Annotated in this window: 20 protein-coding genes; 13 read left to right on the plus strand and 7 right to left on the minus strand. The window is 71.8% G+C overall.

Translation table 11 applies throughout. The features are described from left to right. Positions 1-37 precede the first annotated feature (37 nt). Entirely contained in the window at positions 38-535 is a 498-nt protein-coding gene (locus IC605_RS05735) for a type III secretion system chaperone family protein (protein ID WP_216320122.1), read from the minus strand. Between the two features lie 127 nt (positions 536-662). Here IC605_RS05735 and IC605_RS05740 point away from each other — a divergent pair, with 127 nt between their 5' ends. From IC605_RS05740 to IC605_RS05760, 5 genes are all read left to right on the plus strand, one after another. Continuing rightward, positions 663-1,727 (plus strand): bifunctional nicotinamide-nucleotide adenylyltransferase/Nudix hydroxylase, encoded by a 1,065-nt coding sequence (locus tag IC605_RS05740; RefSeq protein WP_216320126.1) that lies wholly within the window; start codon positions 663-665, stop codon positions 1,725-1,727. Positions 1,728-1,833: 106 nt separating this feature from the next. Beyond that, positions 1,834-3,225 carry a nicotinate phosphoribosyltransferase gene (locus IC605_RS05745; RefSeq protein WP_216320129.1) on the plus strand — a complete coding sequence of 464 codons (1,392 nt, stop codon included), beginning with the start codon at positions 1,834-1,836 and terminating at the stop codon, positions 3,223-3,225. A 3-nt stretch (positions 3,226-3,228) separates the two neighbouring features. Next, the gene (locus tag IC605_RS05750; RefSeq protein WP_216320131.1) at positions 3,229-3,594 is read left to right on the plus strand and encodes a GIY-YIG nuclease family protein; all 366 of its coding nucleotides are present in this window, start codon (positions 3,229-3,231) and stop codon (positions 3,592-3,594) included. A 98-nt stretch (positions 3,595-3,692) separates the two neighbouring features. Continuing rightward, positions 3,693-4,445: a TM2 domain-containing protein gene (locus IC605_RS05755; protein WP_216320133.1), complete on the plus strand. Its 753-nt coding sequence runs from the start codon at positions 3,693-3,695 to the stop codon at positions 4,443-4,445. Positions 4,446-4,692: 247 nt separating this feature from the next. Then, entirely contained in the window at positions 4,693-5,760 is a 1,068-nt protein-coding gene (locus IC605_RS05760; RefSeq protein WP_216320135.1) for a hypothetical protein, read from the plus strand. Between the two features lie 62 nt (positions 5,761-5,822). Here IC605_RS05760 and IC605_RS05765 read toward each other — a convergent pair whose 3' ends face one another. After that, positions 5,823-7,112, minus strand: coding sequence for a PLP-dependent transferase (locus tag IC605_RS05765; RefSeq protein WP_216320137.1), 1,290 nt, complete (start codon positions 7,110-7,112; stop codon positions 5,823-5,825). Between the two features lie 40 nt (positions 7,113-7,152). Between IC605_RS05765 and IC605_RS05770 the strand changes: the two genes are divergently transcribed. Then, positions 7,153-8,136, plus strand: coding sequence for an NUDIX hydrolase (locus IC605_RS05770; protein WP_216320139.1), 984 nt, complete (start codon positions 7,153-7,155; stop codon positions 8,134-8,136). A gap of 24 nt (positions 8,137-8,160) precedes the next feature. Here the strand turns inward: IC605_RS05770 and IC605_RS05775 are convergent, their stop codons facing one another. Together IC605_RS05775 and pheS are read right to left on the minus strand one after the other, a co-directional pair. After that, positions 8,161-10,620, minus strand: a complete 2,460-nt coding sequence (locus tag IC605_RS05775) for a phenylalanine--tRNA ligase subunit beta (RefSeq protein ID WP_216320141.1) — start codon at positions 10,618-10,620, stop codon at positions 8,161-8,163. 202 nt (positions 10,621-10,822) lie between these two features. After that, positions 10,823-11,842 (minus strand): phenylalanine--tRNA ligase subunit alpha, encoded by a 1,020-nt coding sequence (gene pheS, locus IC605_RS05780; RefSeq protein WP_216320143.1) that lies wholly within the window; start codon positions 11,840-11,842, stop codon positions 10,823-10,825. 248 nt (positions 11,843-12,090) lie between these two features. Here pheS and IC605_RS05785 point away from each other — a divergent pair, with 248 nt between their 5' ends. The 3 genes from IC605_RS05785 (at position 12,091) to IC605_RS05795 (ending at position 16,129) form a co-directional block, all read left to right on the plus strand. After that, on the plus strand, positions 12,091-13,578 hold the full coding sequence (locus IC605_RS05785) for a potassium/proton antiporter (RefSeq protein WP_216320145.1): 1,488 nt from the start codon (positions 12,091-12,093) through the stop codon (positions 13,576-13,578). 75 nt (positions 13,579-13,653) lie between these two features. Beyond that, positions 13,654-14,886, plus strand: a complete 1,233-nt coding sequence (glyA, locus tag IC605_RS05790; RefSeq protein WP_216320149.1) for a serine hydroxymethyltransferase — start codon at positions 13,654-13,656, stop codon at positions 14,884-14,886. A 94-nt stretch (positions 14,887-14,980) separates the two neighbouring features. After that, the gene (locus tag IC605_RS05795) at positions 14,981-16,129 is read left to right on the plus strand and encodes an HD domain-containing phosphohydrolase (RefSeq protein ID WP_216320150.1); all 1,149 of its coding nucleotides are present in this window, start codon (positions 14,981-14,983) and stop codon (positions 16,127-16,129) included. Here IC605_RS05795 and IC605_RS05800 read toward each other — a convergent pair. Further along, positions 16,107-16,994, minus strand: coding sequence for a metallophosphoesterase (locus IC605_RS05800; RefSeq protein WP_216320152.1), 888 nt, complete (start codon positions 16,992-16,994; stop codon positions 16,107-16,109). The two genes, IC605_RS05795 and IC605_RS05800, sit on opposite strands and share 23 nt — an antisense overlap. 131 nt (positions 16,995-17,125) lie before the next feature. Between IC605_RS05800 and IC605_RS05805 the strand changes: the two genes are divergently transcribed. Genes IC605_RS05805 through IC605_RS05815 form a run of 3 tightly spaced genes read left to right on the plus strand, consistent with a single transcriptional unit; the run spans position 17,126 to position 19,025 of the window. Further along, a complete protein-coding gene (locus IC605_RS05805; protein WP_216320154.1) occupies positions 17,126-17,392 on the plus strand; it encodes a hypothetical protein in 267 nt (88 codons plus the stop codon). Continuing rightward, positions 17,389-18,207: a metallophosphoesterase gene (locus IC605_RS05810; RefSeq protein WP_216320156.1), complete on the plus strand. Its 819-nt coding sequence runs from the start codon at positions 17,389-17,391 to the stop codon at positions 18,205-18,207. The genes IC605_RS05805 and IC605_RS05810 overlap by 4 nt, the downstream gene beginning before the upstream one ends. 38 nt (positions 18,208-18,245) lie before the next feature. After that, a complete protein-coding gene (locus tag IC605_RS05815; protein WP_216320158.1) occupies positions 18,246-19,025 on the plus strand; it encodes a CHAD domain-containing protein in 780 nt (259 codons plus the stop codon). 22 nt (positions 19,026-19,047) lie between these two features. Here IC605_RS05815 and IC605_RS05820 read toward each other — a convergent pair whose 3' ends face one another. Further along, positions 19,048-19,695, minus strand: coding sequence for a nucleotidyltransferase family protein (locus IC605_RS05820; RefSeq protein WP_216320160.1), 648 nt, complete (start codon positions 19,693-19,695; stop codon positions 19,048-19,050). Between the two features lie 149 nt (positions 19,696-19,844). Between IC605_RS05820 and IC605_RS05825 the strand changes: the two genes are divergently transcribed. Beyond that, positions 19,845-20,309, plus strand: coding sequence for an SRPBCC family protein (locus tag IC605_RS05825; RefSeq protein WP_216320163.1), 465 nt, complete (start codon positions 19,845-19,847; stop codon positions 20,307-20,309). A gap of 79 nt (positions 20,310-20,388) precedes the next feature. Here IC605_RS05825 and IC605_RS05830 read toward each other — a convergent pair whose 3' ends face one another. Further along, complete coding sequence (locus tag IC605_RS05830) at positions 20,389-20,676, minus strand: hypothetical protein (RefSeq protein WP_216320164.1); 288 nt, start codon at positions 20,674-20,676, stop codon at positions 20,389-20,391. Between the last annotated feature and the right edge of the window lie 89 nt (positions 20,677-20,765).

A 20,765-nucleotide genomic window follows, 5' to 3' on the forward strand; every position in this document is an offset into this window, starting at 1 on the left:
CACGGGCCGGGACGGGGCGGGGAAGCGGGGGGAGAGATCAGGGCAGCTCGGCCTCGAAGTCCTCCACGTCGCCGAGGTAGTCCTCCATCCAGGCCTTGAGGGCCACCCGGGTGTAGCCGCCCCGCAGGGTAAAGGTGCTGTCGAGGTAGTAACCCCCCTCGTAGACGTAGGCCTGGGTGAAGAAGTTGCTGTTCCACTCGTTGGCGAACTCGGGGTCGAGGCTCTCCTCGTCGTCCCGGTAGTCCCAGTGGGTGCTGGCGGTCACGCGGTCGCAGGTCGTGCTCCGGCAGCCGCTGAACCACACGTCGAGTTCGTAGTCGCCCGCCTTCACCGTCAGGCTGGGCTCGTCGTCGCCCTGCACCGGGTTGACGGTTACGCCGTACCCGGCCTCGCGCAGGGCGGCGGCGACCGTCTGGGGCGTGGCGGCCTGGACCTGTCCGCCCCCCGGCGCGGGAGGTTGCGCCCCCCCGGCCTGGACCGCGCCGAGGCTGGCGGTGAGGACAAGGGCCGCTGCGGACGTGCCGAGTGCGCGCATGGTTCACCTTACGCCCTGGGTGGGTGGGCAGGGGAAGCAGGGCGGCGGTCGTAAATCTTCATGCTGCCCCCGCCCGCAGAGGCAGGCCCCGGACCCGCCCCCCGCGCCCAGGTCTTATGGTGGACTCATGACCGCCCCGCGCGATCCCGCCCTGGCCTCTCCCCCACCCACCCGGCGCAAGCGCACCTTCGGCGTGTATATCGGCCGCTTCGAGCCTCCCCACCAGGCCCACCTCCTCGTGATGCTGGAGGCGCTCAGGAGCGTGCAAAAACTGATCGTGGTCATCGGCAGCGCCCGCGCCGCGCGCAACACCAAGAATCCCTTCACCGCCGAGGAACGCCAGGGGGTCATCACGGCCATGCTCGCCGAGGCGGGCGTGGCGCGCAGCCGCCTCCTCTTCGTCCACGTGCGCGACTACTTCTACAACGAGGGGTTGTGGCTCTCCGAGGTCCAGCGCGGCGTCGGCGAGCACACGCGCGGCAGCAGCGACGTGGCCCTCATCGGCCACATCAAGGACGAGAGCAGCTACTACCTGCGCTCCTTCCCGGGCTGGGAATTCATCCCCACCCATGTGGTGAGCCCCCTCAGCGCGACCGACGTGCGCAAGGCCTATTTCGAGGACCGCCTGGAGGACGTGTCCGGCATGGTCCCGCCCGCCGTCCACGCCTTCCTGACCGGGTTCCGGGGGACGCCCGAGTACGCCGAGTTGCGCGCCGAGTTCGACTACCTGCGCGAGTACCGCGCCGCGTGGAAGGACGCCCCCTTCCCGCCCGTCTTCGTCACGACCGACGGGGTGGTCACCCGCAGCGGGCACGTGCTCGTCGTGCGGCGGGCGGGGCTCCCCGGGCGCGGGCGGCTCGCCATGCCGGGCGGTTTCCTCGAACAGGGCGAGACGCTGCTCGAATGCGCCGTGCGCGAGGTCCGCGAGGAGACCGGGCTGGGCGAGGGGGTGAACCTCGCGGCGGCCCTGCGCGCCCAGGCCGTCTTCGACTACCCCGACCGCAGCCAGCGCGGGCGTACCGTCACCCACGCCTTCCACTTCGACCTCGGCATCGGCCAGCTTCCCATCCTCCGCGCCGCCAGCGACGCCGCCGACGCCTTCTGGATGCCGCTGTCGGAGGCCCTGGGCCAGCCCGAACTGTTCTTCGAGGACCACCACGCGATCATCGAGCACTTCCTGATGCGGGGCTAGAGGACGAAGGGGGATTGTACCCCCAACGGGAACCCCCCTGGCTCATCTAGCTCATAATCGGCGGAAGCTAAAATGAGTACAGAAGATGGTCCCCAGGAGGCCTCCCATGACGCTGCCGCACCTCGACGACCAGAACCTCATCCTCGACACGGACTCGTACAAGAGCAGCCACTTCCTCCAGTACCCGCCTGAGACGACGCGGCTGTTCTCCTACCTGGAGTCGCGCGGGGGGCGGTATCCGGCGACGCGCTTTTTCGGGCTCCAGTACCTCCTCGACCGCTACCTGACGCGGCGGGTGACGCGCGAGAACGTGGAGGAGGCGCGCGAGCTCATCGAGGCGCACGGCGAGCCCTTCCCCTACGAGGGCTGGCTGCGGGTGGTGGAGGTCCACGGCGGGCGGCTGCCCCTGGAAATCCGCGCCGTGCCCGAGGGGACGGTGGTGCCGATCCACAACGTCCTGATGAGCGTGACGAACACCGACCCTGAGTTGCCGTGGCTCGTCGGGTGGTTCGAGACGATGCTGATGCGCGTCTGGTATCCCACGACCGTCTGCACGCAGAGCTACCACCTGCGCGAGATCCTCCGCACCGAGCTGGAACGCACGAGCGACCGCGCCGCCGAGGAGTTGCCCTTCAAGCTGCACGACTTCGGCTCGCGCGGGGTGAGCAGCCGGGAGAGCGCGGGCATCGGTGGCCTCGCGCACCTCGTCAACTTCTTGGGCTCGGACACGCTGGAGGCGCTGCGGGTGGGGCGCAACCACTACGGGGCGGACGTGGCGGGCTTCTCGATCCCCGCCGCCGAGCACTCCACGGTGACGAGCTGGGGCCAGAAATACGAGGCCGAGGCGTACCGCAACATGGTCCGGCAGTTCGGCAAACCGGGCGGCATCTTCGCGGTCGTCAGCGACTCGTACGACCTCAAGCACGCGATCAACGTCCACTGGGGCGAGACCCTGCGGCGGGAGGTCGAGGAGAGCGGCGCCACCCTCGTCGTCCGGCCCGACTCCGGCGATCCCCCCGCGATGGTGCGCCTCGCCGTGAACGCGCTGGCCGCCAAGTTCGGCACGACCACCAACAGCAAGGGCTTCCGGGTGCTCAACCACGTGCGGGTGATTCAGGGGGACGGCATCGACGAGACGACCATCCGCCAGATTCTCCAGAACCTGACGGTGGACGGCTTCTCCGCCGAGAACGTGGCTTTCGGCATGGGCGGCGCGCTGCTGCAAAAGGTGGACCGCGACACCCAGAAGTTCGCCTACAAGGCCAGCGCGGGCGTCATCGGCGGCGAGTACCGGGGCATCTACAAGGACCCCGTGACCGACCCCGGCAAGCGCAGCAAGGACGGCGTGCTCGACCTCGTGGTGGAGAATGGCCGCATGGTGACGCGGCAATACAGGACGTTCGACACCGACTTCCCGGGCAGCCTGATGCGGACGGTGTACAGAGACGGGGAAGTGCTGGTGCGGGACACGCTGGATGTGGTGCGGGGGAGGGGGTAGGACATGGAAGCGGCCTGGCGCGGCTTCAACTTGTTTGGGAGTTGGCAGCTCGAAGAAACATGGCCCGTCTTCAAACTTCTAGGAACAGATCAGAAGTATGGACTTTACGCCCTTATGGTGGACGGCAAGGTCATGTACGTCGGCAAATGCAAGGACGGCTTCCTGAGTCGTATGGGCATGTTCAGGAATCCTCCGCCCTCGCAACAAACTCACTATCGGTTGTCTCCCCTCATCCGTGCCGCACTGCTGGCCGGTCAAAGAATGGAAACCGCCGTCCTTGCCCTACCCGACGCCACGCTTCAGGAACTCAAAGAGCGTCGTGACGCCCTGGTTCGAGAGCACGCGCCTGCCTGGAATCGCTACGCTTGAGGACAGTCCTGAATAGCTGCGGCATCCAGAGCTTCACCTTTCGGCGGACGCAACCCCACCCCACCCGTGAGCGTACTGTGGGGCAGGAGGCGTCTGCCATGACCAAGCCCGAAGACCCGACCCCCGGCAATGAACCCGCCCCCAAGTCCAGCGTGCCGTCCTGGGTGGACGAGGTGCTGAGCGCCCAGCCGAAGCCCCAGACGGTCAACCTCTCCACACCTCCCCAGGCGGAGGGCGATCTCCACATCCCGGAAGCCCCCCGCCCTCAACCCGCGCCCGCCGAGGGGAGCGGGGACTTCCGCATTCCCGAGACGCCCCGGCCCCAGCCCGCCCCCACAGCCGTCACGGCCAGCGCGCGGCCTCACGCCGACGAGGACGACTGGATCGCCCGGAGCACGGGCCACGCGGCCAGGAATCCGACGGTTCCCACCGGGCCGCAGGTCGTCCCACCGCCGACGGGCGGCTTGCAGGAATGGTTCCAGCCGACGCGAAACGGCGACTCCGCCCTGCCGTCCACCGGGTCATCCAGCGTGCCCGCCGACATCGCGCAGAGGAAGCTGATCGCGGGGCTGCTCGGCATCGTGCTCGGGAGCCTGGGGGTGCACAAGTTCTACCTGGGGATGAACACCCCCGGCCTGATCATGCTCGGCGCCAACATCGGCGTGTGGATTCTGGCCTTCCTGCTGGGCCTGATCACGCTGGGCTTCGGGCTGATCATCACCGTGCCGCTGGCGGGCCTGATCAGCGGCGCCATCGGGCTGCTCGGCCTCGTCGAGGGCATCCTGTACCTCACGAAGTCGGACGAGGAGTTCTACCGGCAGTACGTGCTCGGCAAAAAGCCCTGGCTCTGAACCGCGCGGGGGAAGCGCCCCGCCGTGAGGTCGGTCGCCTCCTGTGCGGTGCTCCTCAGGCCGACCTTTTGCACGCCGCGTCACAGACGGCCCGCCACCCGGGGGAGGACGATACCGGCCAGGGCTCCCTCCGGCCAGAGCCGTGGGCATGGCACCGGATCGGCTCCAGGGACACCTGGATCTGCGGCTGAGGGAGGATCGCCCGCGCTGCGGAGGGGCAGGCATCTCCAGGCTCTGGGGAGGGGGTATGGGAGACGGGGGTGGACGGCGTGAGCTGCGGCGCGCGATCCGTGGCCTGTGGGGGCGCCGACGGCGTGTGGTCGAAGCCGAGCAGCCCGGGTGGCCGAGCGCCCGCCGCCGGACCCTCCGCGAACCCGGCGGGCCCGCGCCCCTCTCCCTCCGGCCGACGCGGGGGGCGGTGCTGAGTGTCCTGCTGGGCTGCGGGGCCTTGCTGGCGGTGACGGACCTGTCGCGGGGGCTGGCGCAGGTGCAGGGCTACCGGCCAGCGTACGCCCTCCCCGCCGGTCCCTTCGTGTACCTGAACGTCCAGAGCCTTCAGGCCGAGTTGCGGCGGGCGGGGGTGGGGGTGTCGGGCCCGCCGACCCGGCCGGTCCTCACCTTCCCGAACGCGCCCCGTCCGGTGGTCGTGGAGACCGGGGGAGGTACGCCGGGGCCCTACCTGAGCCGGGCGCTGGTGCGCGACTACGGAAGCGGGCAGGTGTATCTCGACGCGAACACGCTGGCGCGGTCGCTGATCGGCGCCGGGCTGGACGTGCGGGTGAGGGGGTGGGTGAATCCCGACCTCCGGGTGGGGCCGGTGACGCTGCGGCTGGGGACGGCCTCGCGGCCCGTGCAGGCGTACAACCTCCACAGCCTGGGGCTGGCTGCCCTGGCGCGTGACCTGGGCGTGCGCGAGGCGTACAGCGCGCGCTGGAGCGGGGTGAACCTGTACAGCACCCACGCGCTGCGGGCACCGGGGGGTGCGGGGGACGTGTACGCCCTCGTCAGCGTGCTGTATCTGCCGCCGCGCGACCCCGCCTCCCAGACGAGTCCCCTCGTGCTGGCCTTCGATCTGGCGCGGCCGGGCGTGGACGGGCGGCTGCACTTCGCCCTCCCCTACGACCTGGTTCACCTGCGGCTGACGGGCGACCCCGACGAGTTGCGGCAGGACGCCCGTCGTTTCGCGGAGAGGCTGGACTACGGACGTGCCGAGCGGCCCGCCCACGCCCTGCTGCTGCGGCTCAGCGGTGACCTCTCCCCAGGGGCCACGCCCTTCACCGTGATTCCCCGGAACGAACGGAGCGTGGGGGAGTAGCAAAGCGTTCCGGCCCGGGGCGTGCGACCCCTGCCGGAACCCAACGTCTCGTGACGTGACGCCTACCCCAGCGCCCCCCCGATATCGGCGCGCAGGTCCTCCACGTCCTCCAGCCCGACGCTCATGCGGATGGTGTGGGGGGTGACCCCGGCGGCGCGGCGGGCGGGCTCGGGCATCTTGCCGTGCGTGGTCGTCCACGGGTGAACGACGAGGGTGCGGCTGTCTCCCAGGTTGGGGGCGATGCGGACGACCCCCAGGCGGGCGAGGAAGGCGGCGGGGTCCTCCACCTCGAAGGTGAGAACGGCCCCGAAGCCGCCGCGCAGGTACCGGCGGGCGAGGGTGTGGTGGGCGCTGCCGGGCAGGCCGGGGTACGAGACGCGCCCGACGCGGGGGTGACGTTCGAGCCACGTCGCCAGCGCCAGCGCCGTTTCCGACTCGCGGCCCAGGCGCAGGGCGAGCGTTTCGAGCCCCTGCGCGAGCAGAAAGGCGTTGTGCGGGGCGAGCGTCATGCCGAGCTGGTGGGCGCCGAACCAGCGCTGCCGCCACGCGAGGGCCCCCTCTCCCCGGACGTTCAGGACGCTGCTTTCGCCCCCGTCGGTGTAGATGGGGTTGCGGGTCAGGCTGTGCCGATTGCCCACCGTGACGCTGCCGCCCATCACGCTGCCGTGGCCGCCCGCCCACTTCGTCAGGGAGTGGGTCACGATGTCGGCGCCGTACTCCAGCGGACGGCACAGGTAGCCCACGCCGCCCCAGGTGTTGTCGATGCCGAGCAGGGCGCCCCGCGCGTGCGCGGTGGCCGCGCACGCCTCCAGGTCGGGCACGTCCCCGGCGGGATTGCCGATGGTCTCGGCCCAGACGAGGCGGGTGTTGTCCCGCATGGCCGCCTCGATGGCCTGCGGCGTGTTCTCGGTGATCGTGGCCGTGACGCCCATCAGGGGCAGGATGTTGTTCAGCAGCCCCGCGCTGCCGCCGAAGAGGCTGCCCGTGGAGACGACGTGATCCCCGGCGCGGCACACGCTGAGCAACGCCGTGAAGGTCGCCGCCTGCCCGCTGGCGAGGGCGACGGTCGCCGCGCCGCGCTCCAGCGCCGTGATCCGTTCCTCCAGCGCGCGGACGGTGGGGTTTTGAAGCCGCGCGTAGCTGAGGCCCTGATTCGATTGGAACTCCTCCTGCGCCTGCTCCAGCGTCTCGAACTGGAAGGCGGCGGCCTGATGGATCGGGATGCCGACCGTCTCCCCCAGCCCCCGCGCGATGCCGGTCTGCACGGCGGTCGTCTCGAAGCCCCAGCCGGTCGTCTCGGTGGGGACGCTCTGTGTCTCGGTGGCCTGCCCGGCGTCGCGGAGGTCGGTCATGCGGTCATGCTAGGCACTCGGCGCGGCTAGAGTGCGGCCCATGTCCTACCTGCAAGACCTGCGCGCGGTGTGGGGGCCCTCGCCGCTCGTCTCGGTCGGCGTGAGCGTGCTCCTTCAGGACGACTCCGGGCGGGTCCTTCTCCAGCGGCGCGGCGACGACGGGCTGTGGGGCGTGCCGGGCGGGAGCCTGGAACCCGGCGAGGATTTTCTGACCGCCGCGCACCGGGAACTGCTGGAGGAGACGGGGCTGACCTGCCCGAAGCTCGCCCCGCTGCCGCTGGAGAAAGGGCTGATCAGCGGCCCGCAGTTCTATCACCGTTATCCGAACGGCGACGAGATTTACCTCGTCGGGGCCCAAGTGCACGGCACCCTCCCCGCCTCCGCCCTCGACCACGCCGCCCCCGACGACAGCGGCGAGACGCTCGACCTCGCCTGGTTCGGGCTCGACGACCTGCCGCCTTTGAACAGCAACATCAACCGCGTGAGCATGAATGTCCTGCGTGCCCGCGCAGGTCTGCCGCCCCTGTCCCTCCTCCCCTTCCCGGACTCGCCACCGGTCGGGCATCACCTGATGGAGGTGAGGAAGTCGGTGGGCCCGCGCCCCCTCTTCGCCCCCGGCGCGAACGTGCTGGCGACCGACGAGGGGGGGCGCCTGCTCCTCCTCCAGCACGGGGACACGGGCCGCTGGACCTTACCGGGCGGCAGCCTGGAACCGGGCGAGAGCTTCGGGACGTGCGCGCGGCGGGAACTCTTCGAGGAGACGGGGCTGAACGCCGACCGGCTGGAGCCCCTGAACCTCTATGCCGGAGCGGAGTACCGCTTCACCTCCCCGCACGGCGATGTGGTCGACAACGTGAGCGTCCTGTACCGGGCGGTCGGCGTGACGGGCGATCTGCGGTTGCAGGAGGGCGAGGTCCTCGATGGGGCGTGGTTCGCCCCAGACGAATTGCCGGGCGAGGACGACCTCAGCGGCCCGCTCATCCGGGCGATGGTCCAGGCATGGCGAGAGGGCCGGAACAGGTAGCCCCGGCCCCCTTCCGAACCTCGCTCACTTCTCCCGGATGCTCCAGCCCTGCGCGCGAACGGCCCCGATGAGGCGGTCCATCACCGGGTCCACCTCGGCGTCCGTCAGCGTCCGCTGCCCCCGGAACACCAGCCGCACGGCGACGCTGCGCTGGCCTTCCGGGATAGGGGCACCCACGTACACGTCGAAGGGCTCGACACTTTCGAGCCATTCTCCCGCCTCGCGCCGCAGCAGGGCGGCGACCTCGCCGTAACTCACGTCCCGGGGGGCGATCACGGCCAGGTCGCGCCACGCGGCGGGCGCCCGGCTGGGGTCGCGGAAGGTCCACGCGCGGCCCGGCAGCGGCAGGGCGGCCTCCAGCACGGAGGTGTCCCCCTTCAGGCCGAACTCCCCCGCGATCTCGGGGTGCAGGGCGCCGAGCCAGCCGACACGCTCACCGTTCCAGACGACCTCCCCCGCAATTCCGGGATGGAGGGCGGGCGGCACGGCGTCCCCGCGAAGCTGGCGGATGTCGAGGCTCGCCCCCAGACTGGACGCCAGCGCCTCCACCAGACCCCGGAAGGCGCTGAAGGACCCCGCCACCCCCGGCTGGTGCGTGTTCGCGGCAAGGGGGCCGCGCATCAGCAGACCGAGACGTTCCCGTTCCCCGTCCGCCGGGAAGACGCGCCCGATCTCGAAGATCAGGACCCGCTCGCCCTTCGGGTGGGCCTGCGCGGCCCGGAGCAGGCTGGGGTAGAGGGCCGTGCGCATCCCGGTGCGGTCGGCAGTGAGGGGATTGCGGAGGCGGACGGTGGGCGTGGCGCTGCGGGCCTTTCCCGCCTCCTCGTCGCTGGTGAAGGTGTAGGTCACGACCTCCTGGAAGCCCAGGCCGGACAGGGCGCGGCGGAGGGTCGTTCTCGCCGCACTCTCCCGCTCCGCGCCGAGGTTGCTCTCGTGGACCCGCAGGTTCGGCAGCGTCTCGGGGAGGTCGCCGTAGCCGTGCAGCCGGGCCACCTCCTCGGCGAGGTCCTGCCAGATGCCCATGTCCACCCGCCAGGAGGGCGGCGTCACGGTCAGGCGGTCGCCCTCGCGCTCGACCCGGCAGCCCAGGCGGGTGAGGATGTCCGCCATCTCCCCCGTGCTCACCTCCATGCCGAGGAGGGCGCGAATCTGGTCCCCCGTCGCCTCGATGACTCCGGGAAGGTCGGGGGTGCCGACGAGGGTCGCGCCGGGGTGGGCCTGTCCGCCGCCGTGCTCGGCCAGCAGCCCCGCCACCCGGTCGGCGCCGCGCGGGGCGAGGAGGGGATCGACGCCGCGCTCGTAGCGGTACACGGCGTCGGTCTTCAGGCCGAGCCTGGTACTCGTGCGCCTCAACAACACGGGGTCGAAGTGGGCGGACTCGATCACCACGTCCGCCGTGTCTGGCCGCACATGCCCGTGGTCGCCGCCCACGACGCCCGCGATGCCGAGGACGCCCCGGCCCTGTTTGGGCTCCTTCGCCGTGGCGAAGGCTTCCATCACCGTCGGGATGTGGACCTCGCCCCCGTCGCGGATGAGGAGGTCTTCGGGGCCGACCGTGTGCTCGTTGCCCAGCAGGTCGCGCACGATCTCGCCCTGACGGAGCCCGAAAGAGACGATGATCTGGTCGTCCGCCACGTCCCGGCGGTCGTAGAGGGCGGTGGGCTGGCCGAGTTCGAGCATCACGTAGTTGCTGGTGTCCACGATCAGGTCGATGGGGCGCATCCCGGCGAGCGTGAGGCGGCGCTGCATCCACAGGGGCGAGGGGCCGTTCTGCACGCCGCTCACGGTGCGGGCCGCGAAGTGGTCGCAGCCGAAACGAATCTTGCGGGAGGGGTCGCGCTCGATGGTCACCCCGCGCGGCGGCAGGGAGACGCGAATCTCGCCCTCACCACTGGGGCGCGGCCCGGCCTGCGGGGGCACGAGATCGAGTTTCAGGAACGCCGCAAGGTCCCGCGCGAGGCCGAGGGCGCTGAGCACGTCGGCGCGGTTGGGCGTGACCTCCACGTCGAGCACGGAGTCCGCCTGCCACACCTCGCGCATGGGGGTGCCGGGCGCCGCCGTCCCCGCCGGGAACAGCATCAGCCCCGCGCCGCTCTCGCCGACGCCGAGTTCCTTCGCGCTCGCGGCCATGCCCCAGGACTCGACGCCCTGCATCTGCCGGACGCCGTACTCCGTCTCGCCCAGCGTCGTTCCGGGCGAGACGAGGGCGACCATCGTTCCGGCGGGGAGGCCGACGGCGTTGGGGGCCCCGGAGGCGATGGTGCGCGGGCCGTGCGGCCCCACGTCGAGCGAGAGCCGGGTGAGGGCCGTTCCTTCGATGGGCTCGGCAGCGGTGACGGCGACGAGGAGAACACCTTCGGGAGGGGCAGGGACTTCCTCGATCCCCTCCAGCGGCAGGCCCATGCCCGCGAGGATGGGTTCGAGGTTGGGGGCGGGGGGGAGCCCAGGGAGGAGTTCTTGGAGCCAGGAGTGGGGAAGTTTCATGGGGGGACCTCGGGGGGAAGGGGGTTGGCAGACTGGACGCGCTGGTGGTCGCCCGCGTTACCCCCCTCCCCGACCCTTCCCCACAAGGAGGGAGGGAGAGAAAAGCTCAAGCTCTGGCGTTCCTGCTCCTCCCCCCTCGTGGGGGACTGGTACAGCTCGCACCGCGAGAGGCCGGGAGGAGGGGTACGCGGCGAAGGAAGACCTACCCCAACTCCCCCCGGAACTGCCCGATCACTCGCGGGTCATTCGCATAGAAGTACCGGATATCCGGAATCCCGTATTTCAGCATCGCGATTCGCTCCGGCCCCAGCCCGAAGGCGAAGCCCGTCTTGCCCTCGTATACGCGGGGCTTGCCCTGGGCCTCGCGCAGGTCGTCCACCGCCTTGAAGACGTTGGGGTGGACCATGCCGGAGCCGCCGAGTTCGAGCCACTTGCTCTCGCCGCGCGGGTTGTCCCACCACACCGCGAAGTCGGCGCCCGGCTCCACGAAGGGGTAGTAGCTCGGCTGGAAGCGGACCCTGGCGGTGGGGCCGTAGAGCCCGCGCGCCATCTCGGCGACCGTGCCCTTGAGGTCGGCCATGCTGATGCCGTCGCCGACGACGAGGCCTTCGAGCTGGTGGAACATCGCCTCGTGGGTGGCGTCGGTGGCCTCGTAGCGGTAGACCTTGCCGCGCACGACGACCTTGAGGGGCGGCTCGTGGTCCACCATGTAGCGCACCTGCATGGGGCTGGTGTGGGTGCGCAGCAGGCGACCGTCCTCCAGCCAGAAGGTGTCCTGAAGGTCGCGGGCGGGGTGGTACCACGGCACGTTCAGCGCCTCGAAGTTGTGGTGCTCGTCCTCGACCTCCGGCCCCTCGATGACCGTGTAGCCCATCCGCTCGTAGAGGGTGACGAGATCGTCGTACACGCGGCTGATGGGGTGCAGCCCGCCCGCCGGGAGGGGCAGACCGGGCAGGGTCACGTCGATGGCCTCCGAGGCAAGTTTGGCGTCGAGGGCAGCTCGCTTGAGGACGGCCTCGCGCCCCCCCAGCGCCGCGTCGATGGTCTGCCGCAGGGCGTTGATCTCGGCGCCGCGCGCCTTGCGCTCCTCGGGGGCGAGCTTGCCAAGGGTGCCGAGTTCCTTGGTGACCAGCCCGCTCTTGCCAACGTAGCGGGTCTTGACGGCCTGAAGGGTGTCGAGGTCGGGGGCTTCTTGGATGGCTTGCAGGGCTTCTTCTCTCATGGGGGCTCCTGGGGACAAAAGAAAACCCCGCCACGCGGGAGGCGGCGGGGACAAGGCGCTCGACCGGGTGTCAGGTCAGCGTGGCCCCGCCGCGCGGAAACGGCGAACGTGGACCGGCGTGGGGCGTCATGGGGTCAGGGTAGCGGGCGCGGGGGTGGGGGTCAACCGGCCGCAGGGCGCAGACCCCGGTTCGTCTCGAACAGGCAGCGGCGCTTTCGCCCCCTCGCTCCTGTGCCACCATGCGGCGCATGGGTGAGGCTCACGCCGAAGTTTTCCTGCTCGTGGCGGGCGTGCTGCTCCTCGCCGGGCTGATCGTGAGTCGGCTGGGGGGGCGGCTCGGCATCCCCGGGCTGCTGCTCTTCCTGGGGGTGGGGATGCTCGCCGGGTCGGACGGGCTGGGCATCCAGTTCTCCGACTACCGGCTGGCGCAGGTGCTGGGGACGGTGGCGCTGTGCTTCATCCTCTTCCAAGGCGGGCTCGACACGAACTGGCGGCTGGTGCGGCCCGTGGTGAAGCGGGGGCTGAGCCTGGCGACCCTGGGCGTGCTCGTGACGGCGGGGGTGATGGCCGCGTTCGCCCACTTCGCGTTCGGCTTTTCGTGGCTGACCGCGTGGCTTCTCGGGGCCATCGTGAGCAGCACGGACGCCTCGGCGGTGTTCTCCGTCCTCAAGGAGCGCAACCTGGGGCTCAGGGGCGACATCGACCCCCTGCTGGAGTTCGAGTCGGGCGTGAACGACCCAATGGCGGTCTTCCTGACGGTCGGGATCATCGAGCTGGTCTCGCATCCCGGCTCGGGTGTGCTCGACATCGTGCCCCTGTTCCTGCGGCAGATGGTCCTGGGGGCCGTGCTGGGCGTGGTTCTGGGGCGGGCGGCGCTATGGGTGCTCAACCGGGTGCAGCTCCAGTTCGAGGGGCTGTACTCGGTCCTCACACTCGCGCTCGCGCTGACGATCTTCAGCGGGGCGGCGGTGGTCGGCGGAAGCGGCTTTCTCGCGGTCTACATCGCGGGGGTGATCCTGGGCAACAGCGACTTCATCCACAAGCGCAGCCTGATCTCCTTCCACGACGGGCTCGCGTGGCTGATGCAGGTCGGCATGTTCCTCACCCTGGGGCTGCTCGTCAACCCGCGCGAGCTGCTGCCCACCGCCGGGCTCGCGATCGCCTGCGCCCTCGTGCTCGTCTTCGTGGCGCGTCCCGTCAGCGTGTACCTCAGCCTCGCGCGGGCGCGGATGCCGCCCAACGAGAAGACGATGGTCGCGTGGGTGGGGCTGCGCGGCGCCGTGCCCATCGTCCTCGCCACCTTTCCGCTGCTCGCCGAAATCCCGCAGGCACAGACCCTGTTCAACATCGTCTTCTTCATCGTGCTGACGAGCGTGCTGCTCCAGGGCACCACCCTCACCCTCGTCGCCCGCTGGCTGGGCGTGCGCGAGACGCTGCCCCCACGGGCCGCCTACCCCATCACCTACACCCCGACCGGGCACAACAAGAACGAGATGGTCGAGGTCGAGGTCAGGGCAGGCAGCGACGCCGACGGCGCCCGCATCGTGGACCTGCACCTGCCGCCGGAGGCCCTGGTCATCCTGATCCACCGCGCCGGGGAGTTCCTGATTCCCAAGGGGGCGACCGAATTGATGGCGGGAGACAGCGTGCTCGTGCTGGCGGGCGAGGCGGAGTTGCGGGAGGTGCGGGGGAGGCTGGGAGAGGGGGCTCGGGAAGTGGTGGGCAGCACGCGGTAGAACCCCTCTTTCCCACGTCCCCATTGCGGAGACAAGTCCCCAATCCCCCTCACCCCGCAGTGTTACCGTACCCCCATGACGAGCACCGCCGAGAAACCCGACCTCGCCGTCCGCGACACGGCGGTCTTCGACCTGATCGAGCAGGAGGCCGAGCGTCAGCGCGTGGGGCTGGAGCTGATCGCCTCCGAGAACTTCACCTCCGCCGCCGTGCGCGAGGCGCAGGGGAGCGTGCTGACGAACAAGTACGCGGAAGGGTATCCCGGCAAACGCTGGTACGGCGGCTGCGAGGTCGTCGATCAGGTGGAGCGCCTCGCCATCGAGCGGGTGAAGGAACTGTTCGGCGCCGAGTGGGCGAACGTGCAGCCGCACTCCGGCTCCAGCGCGAACCTCGCCGTCTACAACGCGCTGATCGAGCCGGGGGACACCGTGCTGGGCATGGACCTCTCGCACGGCGGGCACCTGACGCACGGGAACCCGGTGAACTTCTCCGGCCTGCGGTACAAGATCGTCGGGTACAAGGTGAACCCCGAGACGGAACTCATCGACATGGAGGAGGTGCGCCGCCTCGCCCACGAGCACAGGCCCAAGATGATCATCGCGGGGGCGAGCGCGTACAGCCGGATCATCGACTTCGCGGCCTTCCGGGAGGTGGCGGACGAGGTGGGGGCGATCCTCTTCGCGGACATCGCGCACATCGCCGGGCTGATCGCGGCGGGCGTGCACCCGGGCGCGCTGCCGCACGCGCACGTGGTCGCCTCGACGACGCACAAGACGCTGCGGGGGCCACGCGGCGGGATCATCCTCAGCAACGACGTGGAACTCGGCGCGAAGATCGACCGGGCCGTCTTCCCCGGTTACCAGGGCGGGCCGCTGGAGCACGTGATCGCCGCGAAGGCGGTGGCGTTCGGGGAGGCGCTGCGGCCCGAGTTCAGGGAGTACAGCGCGCAGGTCATCAGGAACGCGCAGGCGCTCGCCAAAGCGTTTCAGGACCGGGGCTACCGGGTCGTCTCCGGCGGCACCGACAACCACCTCTTCGTCCTCGACCTGCGCCCGCAGGGGCTCAACGGCACCAAGGCGACGAAGCGGCTGGACGCCAACGCGATCACCATCTCCAAGTCCACGCTGCCCTACGACACGGAAAAGATTCTGCACGGGGGCGGCATCCGCCTCGGCACGCCCGCGGTGACGACGCGCGGCATGGGGGAAGAGGACATGCCCAGGATCGCGGACCTGATCGACCGGGCGCTGGGGGGCGAGGACGTGAAGGCAGAGGTCCACGCCTTCGCCGGGGGTTTCCCGCTGCCCTGAGCACGGGTGCGTTCCGGGCGGTCCTCCTGCACTGGGGGCCGCCCGTTCTTTTGCCTCACAGCCTTTCCGACGACCCGGCCCGTACGCTGGGGGCATGGCAGGCTCCCTTCCACCCCGGACGACCGCGGTGCCCGGCGCCGGGCAGGCGACCTCGGTGGCCGACCTGACCCTCGGGCTCACGCGCCTGGGACTCACGGCCCCGGACCTGGGGAGCGCGATGCGGCCCGCCCTCGACGCGCTGGTGGAGCGCACCGCCGCCGTGGGGGCGGGGTACTTCCAGTTGCGGGAGGGCACCCTGACCTTCCACGCGCGGGCGGCGAGCGGGGCGATGCCCGCGGGGCCCGTGATGGAGGCGCTGCTCGCCCACGGGCTGCCCGCCGACCTGCCGCTGCTGCGGGCGCTGGCGGGGACCCAGGGGGCGCTGTTCTTCGGGGACACGCGCGGGCACCCCGAGGCGGCGGGCTTTCCGGAACTGGGGGTGCTGGCCCTGACCGCCGCGCCCATCCACGACGGGGGCGGGCGGCTCGTCGGGGCGCTGCTCTCGCACACCTTCACGCCGCACGGGTGGGCCCAGGAGGAGCGGGCCCTCTTCGCGGGCGTGACCGGGCTGCTCTCGCTCGTCGCCGCCCGCCTCGACGCCGAGGAACGCGAGCAGGCCGCCCACGAGGGGGCGCTGCGGGTCCTGGGCCTGACCCTGGAGGCCCGCGACGCCGAGACGCAGGGCCACACCGACCGGGTGACGGCGCTCGCCGTGCGGCTGGGCGCGCTTCTCGGCCTGCGGGATTCGGCGCTGCGGGCCCTGCGCTGGGGGGCCTACCTCCACGACCTCGGCAAGATCAGCATTCCCGACGCCATCTTGCACCACCCCGGGCGCCTGGACCCGTCCGCCCGCGCCCGGATGGAGGAGCACGTCCTCGACGGGGCGCGGCTCGCGGAGCAACTGCCCTTTCTGCCGCGGGGGGCGCTCGACGTGATCCTTTCGCACCACGAGTGGTGGAACGGGGGGGGCTACCCGCGCGGGCTGGCGGGCGAGGCGATTCCCCTGGGCGCGCGCATCTTCGCCCCCTGCGACGTGTACGACGCCCTGGTGAGCGAGCGGCCCTACAAGCGCGCCTGGACCCACGCGGAGGCCGTGGGTTACCTGGAGGAGGGAAGCGGCACCCAGTTCGACCCGGCGGTGGTGGCGGCGTTCGTGCGGGTGCTGACGGGGGACGGCCTCCTTACCCCGCCCCCGTCAGCGTGAGCACGGTGACCTCGGGCGCGCAGAGGTTGCGGATGGGCACGCCGCTCGTGCCCAGGCCGCGGCTGACGTAGGCGGGACTCCCAAACGCGCCGCGCACCCAGCCCATCGCGTACCGCTGCCCGTAACGGCTGGGCACGTGCACGGCGCCGACCAGCGGCAGACGAATCTGGCCCCCGTGGGTGTGCCCGCACAGGGTCAGGCCGACGTGAGCAGGCAGCTCGGGCAGCACGTCCGGGTTGTGGGTCAGGAGCAGGGTGGCGCGGTCCCCGGCCCCCGCCAGGGCCGCCGCCGGGTCGGCGTCGCGTTGCCAGAAGTCGTTCACGCCGCCCAGCCAGAGGTCATCCCGCACGGCCCGCCCCGTGTTCACGAGCAGGGTAACGCCCGCGCGGGCGAAGTCGGCGGTCAACTGCTCGCGCCTCTCCTCCCAGTCGGGGCGGGCGCGGCCTCCCCGGCGCGAGTCGCGGCGCCCGAAGGAGTCGTAGTCGTGGTTGCCCCACACGCCGTACACGCCCAGCGGCGCGCGCAGCCGGGCGAGTTCGGGAAAGAGGGCGGCGGGCGAGTCGCCGGAAGGGAGGTCAAGGAGATCGCCCCCCAGCAGCACGAGGTCGGGGCGCTCGGCGTTCGCGGCGTCCACCCAGGCGCGCACGCTTCCGGGGCCGACGTACAGCCCGTAGTGCAGGTCGGTGAGGAAGGCGGCACGCAGGGGAGAACGCAGGCCCGGCAGGCTCGCCTGCTCCCGCGTCACGCCGAAGGCATAGGCCTGGGCCGCACCCACTCCGCCGAGGGCGCCCAGGGCCGCGCCGCCGCCGAGCAGGCCGCGCAGCACCCGGCGGCGGGTGACGGGGGGGGAGTCGGGGCGGGTCATGGACTCCAGGGTAGGGCAGGGGGGCGCGGGAAGGGCGGCGTCATCTCCCCCCCATCCCAGCAGACGCGGGGGCGGGGGGCATCCCCCCAAAGGGGGAGGCGTTCCGTGCTCAGCCGGGTAGACTGGCGGGCATGACGTGGGCGGGAGAGGTGCTGGTGGTGGACGTGCTCGACGAGGACGCGGGCCTGGCGGACGTGGAGGACACGCGGGGCCGCACCTTCCAGCTTCCGGCGGAGTGGCTGCCGGAGGTGCGCGACGGGGCGGCCTACCGGGTGAGCGTGACCGGGCGGGGCGTGGACTTCACCCCCGACCCGGACGGCGCGCGCCTCCTGCGCGAACGCAGCAAGCAGACCCTGCTCGACTTCAGCGACGCGCCGGATGGCCGGGAGGGCGCGTGAACAGGCCCGTCGTCATCATCCCGGACCTGCACGGGCGGGCGGACCTCCTTGCGGCGGCGGTGGGGTACGCGGCGGACACTTTCGGGCCGGACACGCACTTCCTGAGCCTGGGGGACGCCATCGACCGGGGGCTGCACAGCGTGGACTGCGCCGAACTCCTGCTCGACCTGCACCGCCAGGGCCGGGCGACCCTGCTGATGGGCAACCACGAGCGGATGGCCTGGGAGGGGTTGAAGTGGTACCGCCGCTTTCAGGAGACGGGCGACCCCGGCGACTACCGCCGCGCGCTGGAGGGCTTCCGCTGGTGGATGGGCAACGGCGGCGAGAGCGTGCGCCGAGAGCTCGGCGGGCTGACCCTGGAACGCTTCCCCGCCCCCCTCGCCGAGTACCTGGATGTGCTGCGCCGGGTGGTGTACGTCACCGCGAGCGGCGAGGTCGTGGGGGAGCCGCCCGCCGGGCTGAGCGTGCTCGTGGCGCACGCGAGCCCGCCCGTGCCGCACCGCCAGTACCCCAATCCCGAGGCGGCGGCGCTGTGGCTGCGGCCCTTCGACGGGCCCTTCCCGCTGCCCTCCGGGGTGACCTACAGCGTGCACGGGCACACGCCCGTCCAGGCCCCGGTGCAGGTGGACCGCCACGTCTACCTCGACCTGGGGGCCTACGAGACCGGGCGGCTCGCCCTGCTGCCGGTGAACGTGCTCTCGCCCCCGCCCGTCACCATCCTGTATGGTCCGGGGGACCCCGGGGCGGCGCGGCGGTACGCGGCCTTCGGGGAGGCGCTGCCCACGCGGCCCGTGCCCCTGCCCGCCGCCTACTGAGCGCCCCCCGGCCGGGTGCTTTCTGGAGGGAGAGAGACATGACCAAACGCAGCCCCACCGCCGACCGGCTGGAGGAAGTCTGGCCCAGGCTCAGGGCCGGGGACCCGGGGGCCGTCCACGCCGCCCGCAAGCTCACCCGCCGCGCCCAGGCCGAGCTCCGCGTGGCCGGAGCGGGCGGCAAGGTGAGGCGCGCGTGGCGGGACCTGCGCCGCGCCGCCGCGCCCCTGCGCGACCACGACGTGGCCGGGGGCCACCTGCACGCTGCGCTCGTGGGGCTGGGCGCTCCGCCGCCGCTCCTCGACCGCTTCGACGCGGAATGGACCGCCCGCCGCGCTGGCCTGCTCGCCGGGACCGAGTGGCCCGCAAAACCCCCCGCCTACGACCTCAAGGGGGGCTGGAAGGGCCGCGCCCGCAAGCTCGCCGCCGGGGACGTGGACGAGCTGCTGGGGGAGGGCGAGGCCGCGCTCGCCTCCGAGGACACCCAGCCCTGGCACGACTGGCGCAAGAACCTCAAGCGTCACCGCTACACCCTCGACCTCCTCGGCGACGTGCCCACGCCGCTGACCGACGTGCTCGACGCCCTGGGCCGCCTCCAGGACACGGAAGTCACCACCGCGCTGCTGCGGGACGACCCGGCCCTCTCTGGACTGCTGGGCGAATTCCGCGACCAGCTCCTCGTGCGCGAGGCGGCGGCGGGCAAGGCGGCGCGGGCGTGGGTGCGGACCCTCTTCCCGGCCTTCTCCGAGGCCCTGCGGACGGCGGGCGAGGCGGACAAGAAGGGCAGGAAACAGGTCCCCGAGCCCGCCGCCCAGGCCTGACCTCCCCCGGGGAAGACTGGGATCAGACCGAGGGAAGGCCCGCCAGCCACGCCTCCGCCTGCGCCAGCCCCTCCGGCGTGTCCACGTCGAGGAGGCGCGCGGCGGGGAAGGTGAGGGTGACGACCCCGGCCCGGTGATCCCGCAGGAGGGCGCGGGGGCCGTGGTCGGCGTCGGGCAGGCCCGGCAGCCCGGCGAGGAGGTCGGCGCGCAGAAGGTGGGGCGGCGCGCCGACGGTCTCCCCGCCCGGGTCGCCGTAGCGGGCGAGCACGGCGGGGGCGCCCGTCTCACGGAAGGCCCGCAGGAGGGCAGCGTGCAGGTCGGCCGTCACCAGCGGCATATCCCCCAGCGCGAAATTGGCCCCGGCGACCCCCGGCGGCAGCGCCTGCGCCGCCACCCGGAAAGACCCCAGCAGCCCCCGCGCCGGGTCGGGATTCACCGCGAAGGCGAAGGGCAGGTCGGCGAGCGCCGCGCGGACGCCCTCCCCCACCTCGCCCGGGGGCAGCACCGCGAGGAGGCCGTCGTGCCCGCCCCCCGCCAGCGCCAGCGCCGCGTGGCGCACGAGGGGCACGCCGCGCAGGGGTGCGAGCTGCTTGGGGCGGCCCATCCGGGTGCTCCGGCCCGCCGCCAGGAGGACACCCCAGACGGGCGGAGGGGGGCCGGGCGCGGACATGGGGCGAGTCTAGCCCCTCCTCGTGCCCGGCACGGTCCCCCCACCGGGGCCACCCCCATCGGGCACAATGGAGGAAGCTTTACAATTCGTCCGAGCGGTCCCGGTGCCCCGCGGCGGGCACACCTCTCAGACATTTCCGGAGGTCATCCATGAAACTCAACTACAGCGGTCAGGAGCAGGTGCAGGCCCCCCCGGCGGCGGTGTGGGCCTTCGTGCAGGACCCCGAGCGGGTGGCGCGCTGCCTGCCCGACGTGCAGGAGGTCGTCGTCCACGACCAGACCCACATGGACGCGACCGTGCAGGTCGGGGTGGGCATGGTGCGCGGCAAGTTCAAGTTCAAGATCGAGGTCTTGCCCGACGAGGCGCAAAACCGGGTGAACGTCAAGGTGCAGGGCGGCGGCCTGGGCAGCGTGGTGGACCTGACGGCGGGGGCGACCGTCCAGGACAACGGCGACGGCACGACCACCCTCGACTGGACGGGCGACGCCACCATGCGCGGGCCGGTCGCCACGGTGGGCGGGCGCGTGCTCGACGCCCAGGCGCAAAAGCTCATCCAGAAGACCTTCCAGAACATGAGCACGCAGGTGGGCGAGCAGTCGGGCACGCCCGCCTGACCCCAGCAAGCCTTGTCCGGGAAAGCGGCGCCGCCCCGTCTCCAGCTCGGAGGGGGCGGCGCCGCTTGCTCAAAGCGGGTCAGGTCGTGGGGTGGGGTGCCCGGTCGGGAGCGGGGGCCGGGCGCACCCGCAGCACTCCGCTGAAGAACCCGGCGACGCTCGCCAGGGCGACGAAGAGCCACAGCAGCCGCGCGGGGGTGGGGTCGAGCAGCGCCCCGAGCCACACGGCTCCCAGCGAGACGGCGGCGTGGGCGAGGACGGGCGTCAGGGGGAGGCGGCGCGCGTGATGCAGGGCCGCCCCGCGTGCGCCGAAGTGCAGCCCGGAGGCCGCCACCATCAGCACGCAGAGCAGGAAGGGCACAGTCATGGCCCAAGGGTAGAGAGGCGGCTGTCACCCGTCCCTCACCCGCGCCAGGATGGATGGAAACTAAAGGGAAGGACCGCTCTGTTTGACCC

This window comes from Deinococcus aestuarii (genome assembly GCF_018863415.1).
GTDB lineage: Bacteria > Deinococcota > Deinococci > Deinococcales > Deinococcaceae > Deinococcus > Deinococcus aestuarii.

What these genes read in the sequence shown, in the direction of transcription:
- IC605_RS05735 (WP_216320122.1), bottom strand. Translation starts at nt 535, where the DNA reads ATGCGCGCACTCGGCACGTCCGCAGCGGCCCTTGTCCTCACCGCCAGC.
- IC605_RS05740 (WP_216320126.1), top strand. Translation starts at nt 663, where the DNA reads ATGACCGCCCCGCGCGATCCCGCCCTGGCCTCTCCCCCACCCACCCGG.
- IC605_RS05745 (WP_216320129.1), top strand. Translation starts at nt 1,834, where the DNA reads ATGACGCTGCCGCACCTCGACGACCAGAACCTCATCCTCGACACGGAC.
- IC605_RS05750 (WP_216320131.1), top strand. Translation starts at nt 3,229, where the DNA reads ATGGAAGCGGCCTGGCGCGGCTTCAACTTGTTTGGGAGTTGGCAGCTC.
- IC605_RS05755 (WP_216320133.1), top strand. Translation starts at nt 3,693, where the DNA reads ATGACCAAGCCCGAAGACCCGACCCCCGGCAATGAACCCGCCCCCAAG.
- IC605_RS05760 (WP_216320135.1), top strand. Translation starts at nt 4,693, where the DNA reads ATGGGAGACGGGGGTGGACGGCGTGAGCTGCGGCGCGCGATCCGTGGC.
- IC605_RS05765 (WP_216320137.1), bottom strand. Translation starts at nt 7,112, where the DNA reads ATGACCGACCTCCGCGACGCCGGGCAGGCCACCGAGACACAGAGCGTC.
- IC605_RS05770 (WP_216320139.1), top strand. Translation starts at nt 7,153, where the DNA reads ATGTCCTACCTGCAAGACCTGCGCGCGGTGTGGGGGCCCTCGCCGCTC.
- IC605_RS05775 (WP_216320141.1), bottom strand. Translation starts at nt 10,620, where the DNA reads ATGAAACTTCCCCACTCCTGGCTCCAAGAACTCCTCCCTGGGCTCCCC.
- pheS (WP_216320143.1), bottom strand. Translation starts at nt 11,842, where the DNA reads ATGAGAGAAGAAGCCCTGCAAGCCATCCAAGAAGCCCCCGACCTCGAC.
- IC605_RS05785 (WP_216320145.1), top strand. Translation starts at nt 12,091, where the DNA reads ATGGGTGAGGCTCACGCCGAAGTTTTCCTGCTCGTGGCGGGCGTGCTG.
- glyA (WP_216320149.1), top strand. Translation starts at nt 13,654, where the DNA reads ATGACGAGCACCGCCGAGAAACCCGACCTCGCCGTCCGCGACACGGCG.
- IC605_RS05795 (WP_216320150.1), top strand. Translation starts at nt 14,981, where the DNA reads ATGGCAGGCTCCCTTCCACCCCGGACGACCGCGGTGCCCGGCGCCGGG.
- IC605_RS05800 (WP_216320152.1), bottom strand. Translation starts at nt 16,994, where the DNA reads ATGACCCGCCCCGACTCCCCCCCCGTCACCCGCCGCCGGGTGCTGCGC.
- IC605_RS05805 (WP_216320154.1), top strand. Translation starts at nt 17,126, where the DNA reads ATGACGTGGGCGGGAGAGGTGCTGGTGGTGGACGTGCTCGACGAGGAC.
- IC605_RS05815 (WP_216320158.1), top strand. Translation starts at nt 18,246, where the DNA reads ATGACCAAACGCAGCCCCACCGCCGACCGGCTGGAGGAAGTCTGGCCC.
- IC605_RS05820 (WP_216320160.1), bottom strand. Translation starts at nt 19,695, where the DNA reads ATGTCCGCGCCCGGCCCCCCTCCGCCCGTCTGGGGTGTCCTCCTGGCG.
- IC605_RS05825 (WP_216320163.1), top strand. Translation starts at nt 19,845, where the DNA reads ATGAAACTCAACTACAGCGGTCAGGAGCAGGTGCAGGCCCCCCCGGCG.
- IC605_RS05830 (WP_216320164.1), bottom strand. Translation starts at nt 20,676, where the DNA reads ATGACTGTGCCCTTCCTGCTCTGCGTGCTGATGGTGGCGGCCTCCGGG.